Source organism: Streptomyces sp. NRRL B-24085 (assembly GCF_001282115.1).
Lineage (GTDB): Bacteria > Actinomycetota > Actinomycetes > Streptomycetales > Streptomycetaceae > Streptomyces.
This window is the reverse complement of sequence record NZ_LJBR01000149.1, coordinates 1-7,052: the sequence shown is the minus strand read 5'-3', so window position 1 is coordinate 7,052 and position 7,052 is coordinate 1. Positions and strand designations below refer to the sequence as shown.

The window sequence follows — 7,052 nt, the reverse complement described above, 5'->3', positions numbered from 1 at the left end:
TCCCCCGCCCCCAGCGGCTCGATCCCCGTCCGGCTCGGATCGCCGTCCACGAACAGGCTGTTGTCGTACGCCGGGGAGGGCTCGGTCGCCGTCGAGTAGGCGAGGCGGGTGTAGTAGGGGTCGTAGCGGACGTCCTCGCTGCCGTGGTTGTGGAGCCGGACCAGGCCGTCGGAACGGGTCGACTGGAGAAGCCAGTTGGGGGCGGTGACCGAGGTGAGCGCATCGGAGCGTTCGGCGGGGCCCGGTTCCTCCACCGCCGTCCACACCTCGTGGTCCGCCGGCAGGAGCAGGCCGAGGAAGCCCTTGCTCGCCCAGTACGGGGAGGCCGGGCCCGAGTAGCCCTGGAGGACCGCCGGGTCGGGGCCGTGCCAGCCGAGGGTGAGCAGACCGCGCGAGTCCACCGCGCCCCGGTCCAGGAAGTACTTGAGGGCTCCGGAGGCCAGTCTGCGGGTCTCGCCCGGGGAGAGAGGAGTGCGGCCCGTCAGGGCGCCCAGCCACAGGGGCGCGGTCGTCGCGAAGCGGTACGTCAGGGAGCGGCCCTGGTGCATCGGGGCGCCGTCGGCGCCGAACAGGCGGGCGTAGTCGGCGAGATGGCGGGAGAGGCGGCCGCCGTAGAGGTCCAGCAGCCGGTCGTCCTCGGCCAGCCAGGCGTGCAGCACCGGGTAGAGGTGCAGGGCCCAGCCGTTGTAGTAGTCGAACTTGCGGCCGTCGCCGTCGGTGTACCAGCCCTCGCCGACGTACCACTGCTCGATGCGTTCCAGGCCCCGGTCGACCGCCTTGCGGGAGGCCTCGGGCTCGTGCCCGACCGACGCCAGGAAGCCGGCGACCGTGACCGGGAAGAGCTCCCAGTTGCAGGGCCACGCCTCGGCGGTGAGCGCGTCGGTGAGCCAGGCCGCGGCGCGCTGCCGTACGGCGTCGTCCAGTCGGTCCCACAGCAGCGGCTTGGTGATCCGCAGTGCGAAGGCGATCGACGCCGCCTCCACCAACGGTTGGCTGCGGTCCTCGATACGCGGCCAGACCCCCGAGACTCCGGCGGCGAGTCCGTCGGCGTACCGCTCCAGCGCGGTCGCGTCCTGACGGAAGGCCGCCAGCAGGAGCGTACGGGCGTACCCCTCCAGGCCGTCGGAGAGGCGGCCGGACCAGCTCTGGCGGTCGCCGGGCAGGTGGTAGAGGGCGCGGTCCCGGGTGGCGTACGGCTCCACCGCGGCGAGCAGGGCGTCGGCGGCCGCCTCCCAGTGGGCGCGCGTGCAACCGGTGTACGGACTGAGGGTGCGGTCCTCGGGGGGCAACTGCATCGTTCTCTCTTCTTCGGATCGCGGACTCGACGGCTTGGCGGTTCGCCGGCTCACGGCACAGACCTGGGGCGCCCCGGTTCCGGTCGGGACGCCCCAGGCGTCTATCCCACCCGCACCAGCCCCGCGGGCACCAGCCCCTGTGCGACGAGTTCGTCGCGGACCAGGCCCGCGTACACGGTGGCCCCGTGCACGGAGGTGTGGGTGTTGTCCCTTTTCTCGTTGTAGAGGTAGATCGCCTTGGAGCCCTCCACGCCCAGGGACTCCACGAGCGACTTCGTCCTCGCCGTCAGGTCCACCACCGGGACGCCCTCGGCCGCGGCGACCGAGCGGATCACCGCGGGGTGGTCCACCCCGAGGCCGTTGACCAGCAGGGCCGTCCCGTTGTTCAGCGTGCCGTCCGAGTTGAACCAGCGTCGCACGACGGGCGTCACGAGGACAGGGTTCCCGCCTTTCTCCCTGACACCCGCGACCAGAGTCTCCAGGTTCGCCCGGTACGTCGCCCCGTCGGTCGTCTTGTCGTTGTGGGCGAGCTGCACCAGGACGAGGTCGCCGGGACGGATCAGCGGCTGGACCGTGGCCCACAGACGCGGCTCGGACAGGTAACTCACCGTGCTCTCGCCGGAGTCGGCGTAGTTGGCCACGGACAGGCCCTTGCGCAGGTACCGGGGCAGCTGCTGGCCCCAGCCGGAGTAGGGGTCGCCGGGCTGGTCGCAGACCGTGGAGTCGCCGACGAGGAGGATCTGGCGCGGGTGCCGGGCGCGGGTGACCTTGATGTCGGCGAGCGCGGGGGCCGAGCCGCCCAGCACCAGGTCCAGGCCCGGCGTGCCCTCGGGGCCGGTCGGTTCGCCCTCCGGGGTGCGGACGTTCACGGTGAAGCTGCGGGAGACCCGCTCGCCGGCCGCGGCGGCCGTCTCCGGGAGCAGCGAGCGGCGGGTCTCGCCGCTGATCGCCGTGCTCGACGCGCCGTCGCCGCCGAGGAGGACCTTCACGTCGTACGTCCCCGGCGGGACGTCGAAGTGGCAGGCGCCGGCGGTGCAGTGGTCGAGACCGGGCGGACGTGCCGGGTGCGCCTGCGCCGGTACGGCCGTCAGGCCCGAGGCCAGTGCCACCGCCGCCAGCACGGCGAGGTTGAAACGTCTCATTCGCGGTTCCTCCGTCAGGGGGACAACACCTGGCGCCGGACCGTACCGCCATCTGCAAGCGCTTTCTAGAGTCTGGACCGATTTCGCAAAGTCGCCGACCTCCGGAAGGTGAAAGCCCTTTCGCGAAATCGATTCAACTGTCACTCTCCAAGTGCCTGCCCCACCCCCACACCTCTCGGAGGAGGCACCCTTATGTCCGAATCCCCCGTGCACGCACCGGTCGGACGCCGCACCTTCGTCCTCGGCACCGCGGCCGCCGCGGGCACCGCCGCCCTCGCCGGGCCGCTCGCCCGGCGCGCGTCCGCCGCGGGCTTCGGCTGGTCCGACGACGGCTCGAACTACGTCGTGGACACCGGCGCGAACCTCGTCTTCAAGGTCAGCAAGACCAACGGCGACCTGACCTCGCTGGTCTACAAGGGCACCGAATACCAGGGCTACGGCGGCAAGAACTCGCACATCGAGTCCGGCCTCGGCACCTCCACCGTCACGGTCAGGCAGTCCGGGTCGACGATCCTGGTCTCGGTCGCGTACGGCACGCTCCGGCACTACTACGCGGCCCGCAGCGGCGAGAACAACGTCTACCTGTGGACCAACCGGGCCGACACCTCGGTCGCCTCCACCCGCTTCATCCTGCGCGTCAGGGCCGGCCTCTTCCTCAACGACCAGCCCGATTCCTACACTTACGCGCCGACCGCCATCGAGGCCTCGGACGTCTTCGCCAAGTCCGACGGCCAGACCCGCTCCAAGCACTACTCCAAGCTGCGGGTCATGGACTACGACTACGTCGGCTGGAGCGCGAACGGCGTCGGCCTGTGGATCGTCCGGAGCAATCACGAGAAGGCGTCCGGCGGCCCTTTCTACCGCTCCCTGCTTCGCCACCAGAGCGCCGACGGCGGCGGCCTCTACGAGATCCTGCACTACGCCCAGAACCAGACCGAGGACGAGCGCTTCGGCCTCCAGGGCCCCTACGTCATCGCCCTCACGGACGGCGGCGCGCCCTCCTCGTCCCTCTTCCCGGGCACCCTCACCACCTCCTGGGCGGACTCGCTCGGCATCTCCGGCTACGTCGCCTCGGGCGGCCGGGGCCGGGTCGCGGGCGTGGGCATCACGGGCCGCAACACGGCGTACCCGTACACCGTCGGCCTCGCCAACCCGGCGGCACAGTACTGGGGTTCGGCCCGCTCCTCGGACGGCTACTTCTCCATCGGCGGGGTCCTGCCGGGGACGTACACCCTGACCGTCTTCAAGAGCGAACTCGCCGTCCACACCACCTCGGTGACGGTGACCGCCGGCGCGACGACCACCCTGAACTCCATCGCGATCCCGTCCACCAACGACCCGGGCAACGCGGGCGCGATCTGGCGGATCAACGACTGGACGGGCACCCCGAGCGGCTTCAAGAACGCCGACCTGATGACGTACGCCCATCCCTCCGACGTCCGCGCCGCCTCCTGGACCGGCAACGTGGTGATCGGCAGCGGCACCGAGACCTCCGCCTTCCCCTGCTACCTCTGGAAGGACGTCAACAGCGGTCTGCTGGTGTACTTCAAGCTCACCGCCGCGCAGGCGGCCGCCGCGCACACCCTGCGGATCGGGGTGACGACGGCCTACGCCAACGGGCGGCCCCAGGTCGTCGTCAACGACACCTGGACGTCGGCGATCCCCTCCCCGCCCACCCAGCCGAGCACCCGGTCCCTGACCAACGGGTCCTACCGGGGCAACAACCACACGTTCAGCTACAGCGTTCCGGCCAGTGCCTGGCGCACGGACACCGGCCAGTACAACACGCTGAAGATCAACATCGTGAGCGGTTCGGGGTCGACGTCCTATCTCAGCGCGGGCACGTCGATCGACGCGATCGACCTGCTGACCTGACGTCAGGTCCCGCGCGTCCACTGCTGGTTGGTCGCCCCGCTGCACGTGTACGTAATGATCGCGGCGGAGTTGGCGGTGGACGCGCCGTTCACGTCCAGGCACTCACCGGTGGCGCGGGCCTTGATGTTCACGTACGAGCCCGTGGTGACCAGGGACCACTGCTGGGTGGTGGCGGTCGAGGAGCAGTTCTCCTGGGTCACCGTGGAGGCGTTCTCCTGGAGGCACAGCGAGCTGCCCCGGCCGACGAGCTGGTAGTAGCCGGTCCCGAGATTCTTGAACCACCACTTCTGGTTGCCGCCGCCGTTGCAGCTGTACTGGCTGATCGCGACGCCCTGCCACAGCGACTGGTCGGGCACGTCAGCGCACTTGCCGCTGTTGCGCGCGACCAGCGTGTTGTACGTGGCGGCGGTGCCGGTGACCGTCCCGGCCGCCGCGTCGACGGTGACCTCGGGGTACCAGGACATGGACATCGTGGTGGAGCTCGGGAAGGTCAACGGCAGCCACACGTACCGCGAGTCGTTGACGGTGCCGCCGAAGGAGTTGCCCCAGCGGTCGCCCATGTAGAGGTACGAGGTGCCCGAGGTGCCCTGCACCGGAAGGACGTACGCGGTCTGCGAGTTGTAGGTCGTGGAGTCGCCGACGTTCGCCATCGCGGTCCACGGGCCGGCGAGGGAGGTCGCGGTGGCGTACTGCTGCTGGTTGGCGCTCCAGCCGGTCGCGCCCGAGGTCAGCATGAAGTAGACACCGCCCCGCTTGAACAGGGCGGGAGCCTCGCGGTGGCCGCCCGGCCAGGGGTTGGCGACGAGGCTCGCGATGCCGGTGTAGTCGGCGGTGAGCCGGTAGATGTGCAGGTCGTAGTTCTCGTTGGCGGCCGAGGCCATGTAGCCGGTGCCGTCGGTGTCGACGAACGTGGTGATGTCGCGGGACATGTGCTGGCCGAGCGGGCGGAAGCTGCCCTGGTAGGCGTAGTTGCCGTCGACGGTGTCGGACACGGCGACGGCCGCGCGGGCCTCGCTGTAGTCGGTGCCGTTCTCCTTGTGCATCCACATCACGAACTTGCCGGTGCTCGCGTTGTAGACGACCTTGGGCCGCTCGATGTACGCCTTGGACAGCTCGGAGGCGGAGGACTGGGTCAGGACGTGGTTCCTGAACTCCCAGTTCTTCAGGTCGGTGGAGCGGTAGGCGTCCACGTACCGGAAGGTGTTGTCGGCGTTGCGGTCCTCGCCGAACCAGTAGTAGTAGGAGCCGACCTTGACGACTCCGCCGCCGTGGGCGTGCAGGGCGCTTCCCGAAGTGTCCGTGAACTGGACGCCGTTGGGGATCGTGAGCGGGGCGGCCTGGGCCGGTCCGGCGGTCACCAGGGCGCCGGCCAGGGCCAGGCAGAGGGCGATCAGTACCGCGTACGCACGTCTCATGACGCAACCTCCGAGTCGATGGCGGTGTCCGCCACCGGTATGCCGAAGTCCGGGGTGCCGTCCGTGTGCCAGCCGAGCTTCTGGACGCGGGTGTGGCGGTTGGGGTCGTTCAGCGGGTCGCCGACGATCTCCTTGTACGGGCGGGCGTGGTAGACGAGGACGTCGCTGCGGCCGTCCTCGGCGACCGTGAAGCAGTTGTGGCCGGGGCCGTACTGCCTGGTGGTGTCGTTGCTGGTGAACACGGGGGTGGGCGACTTGGACCAGCTCGCCGGGTTCATGAGGTCGGCGTCCGCGTCGGCGGTGAGCAGGCCCATGCAGTAGTGCCGGTCGGTGGCGCTGGCCGAGTAGGACATGAACAGGCGGCCGTTGCGGGCGATGACCGAGGGGCCTTCGTTGACCTTGTAGCCGACGCACTCCCAGTCGTACTCCGGGGTGGAGAGCCGGATCTGGGGCCCCGCCAGGGTCCAGGGGTTCGCCATCCGGGACAGGAAGAGACCGGTGTTGTTGTCCAGGCCGGGCTCGTGCTGGGCCCAGGCGAGGTAGCGGGTGCCGCGGTGGGTGAAGGTGGTGGCGTCCAGGGAGAAGGTCTCCCACGCGGTCCTGATCTGGCCCTTCTCCGCCCAAGTCCCCTTGAAGGGATTGGGGTTGGCGTTCTCCAGCACCCAGATGCGGATGTCCCACACGCTCTCGGCGGGCGCGGAGGCGAAGTAGACGTACCACTTGCCGCCGATGCGGTGGAGTTCCGGCGCCCAGATGTGGGCGCCCATGACACCGGTGGGGTGCTTGGTCCAGATGACGGACTCGTCGGCGGTCGCGAGGCCGCCCAGCGTGCGGGAGCGGCGCAGGATGATGCGGTCGTACTCGGGGGCGGTGGCGGTGAAGTAGTAGTGGCCGTCGGTGTGACGGTGGATGTACGGGTCCGCGCGGTTGCGGACGAGCGGGTTCACGACGGGTGCGGCCTTCTGGGGGCGCGGGGCGGCTTCGGCGGCTGTGGGGGTCGCTGCCAGGGCGCCCGCGGCCAGGGCGCCTTTCAGCAGCAGTCGTCGGTGGGGGACGTCGGGGGCGCGGCTCATACGGACTGCCTCTCGGGTGGGGGTGTCCTGAGAGCGATGTTCGATATTGAGAACATCTGTTGTTATTGCGAACAGCCGAAAGGTACGGCTGGGGAACCATGAGGTCAACGGGTTGGACGCGACCGGCAGAAGGCGCTTTCTGCATCGGTTCTGTGGGGACACCGCCGTCCGGTGTTCGCGGACCGGACAGCCGGGGCCGTCCGGCGGGCCTTCGGTTAGCGTCGAGGCATGACCAGCGACACCCCGGAAGAC

General features: G+C 69.9%; 5 protein-coding genes. 1 reads left to right on the top strand and 4 read right to left on the bottom strand.

Going from position 1 to position 7,052, the window contains the following annotated elements; all coding sequences use genetic code 11:
* Together AOJ26_RS17970 and AOJ26_RS17965 are read right to left on the bottom strand one after the other, a co-directional pair.
* Positions 1-1,295, bottom strand: a 1,295-nt coding sequence (locus AOJ26_RS17970; RefSeq protein WP_053849327.1) for a DUF2264 domain-containing protein, incomplete at its 3' end; no start/stop codon positions are given.
* Positions 1,296-1,396: 101 nt separating this feature from the next.
* On the bottom strand, positions 1,397-2,437 hold the full coding sequence (locus AOJ26_RS17965) for a rhamnogalacturonan acetylesterase (protein WP_053849326.1): 1,041 nt from the start codon (positions 2,435-2,437) through the stop codon (positions 1,397-1,399).
* 192 nt (positions 2,438-2,629) lie between these two features.
* Between AOJ26_RS17965 and AOJ26_RS17960 the strand changes: the two genes are divergently transcribed.
* Complete coding sequence (locus tag AOJ26_RS17960) at positions 2,630-4,312, top strand: rhamnogalacturonan lyase B N-terminal domain-containing protein (protein ID WP_053849325.1); 1,683 nt, start codon at positions 2,630-2,632, stop codon at positions 4,310-4,312.
* A 2-nt stretch (positions 4,313-4,314) separates the two neighbouring features.
* Here AOJ26_RS17960 and AOJ26_RS17955 read toward each other — a convergent pair whose 3' ends face one another.
* Both AOJ26_RS17955 and AOJ26_RS17950 read right to left on the bottom strand, forming a co-directional pair.
* Entirely contained in the window at positions 4,315-5,727 is a 1,413-nt protein-coding gene (locus AOJ26_RS17955) for an RICIN domain-containing protein (protein ID WP_053849324.1), read from the bottom strand.
* The gene (locus AOJ26_RS17950; protein ID WP_053849323.1) at positions 5,724-6,800 is read right to left on the bottom strand and encodes a family 43 glycosylhydrolase; all 1,077 of its coding nucleotides are present in this window, start codon (positions 6,798-6,800) and stop codon (positions 5,724-5,726) included. Before AOJ26_RS17950 ends, AOJ26_RS17955 begins: the two co-directional genes overlap by 4 nt.
* Positions 6,801-7,052 lie beyond the last annotated feature (252 nt).

Excerpts from the sequence above, each read along its gene's own strand:
- AOJ26_RS17950 (WP_053849323.1), bottom strand. The coding sequence starts at position 6,800 with ATGAGCCGCGCCCCCGACGTCCCCCACCGACGACTGCTGCTGAAAGGC.
- AOJ26_RS17955 (WP_053849324.1), bottom strand. The coding sequence starts at position 5,727 with ATGAGACGTGCGTACGCGGTACTGATCGCCCTCTGCCTGGCCCTGGCC.
- AOJ26_RS17965 (WP_053849326.1), bottom strand. The coding sequence starts at position 2,437 with ATGAGACGTTTCAACCTCGCCGTGCTGGCGGCGGTGGCACTGGCCTCG.
- AOJ26_RS17960 (WP_053849325.1), top strand. The coding sequence starts at position 2,630 with ATGTCCGAATCCCCCGTGCACGCACCGGTCGGACGCCGCACCTTCGTC.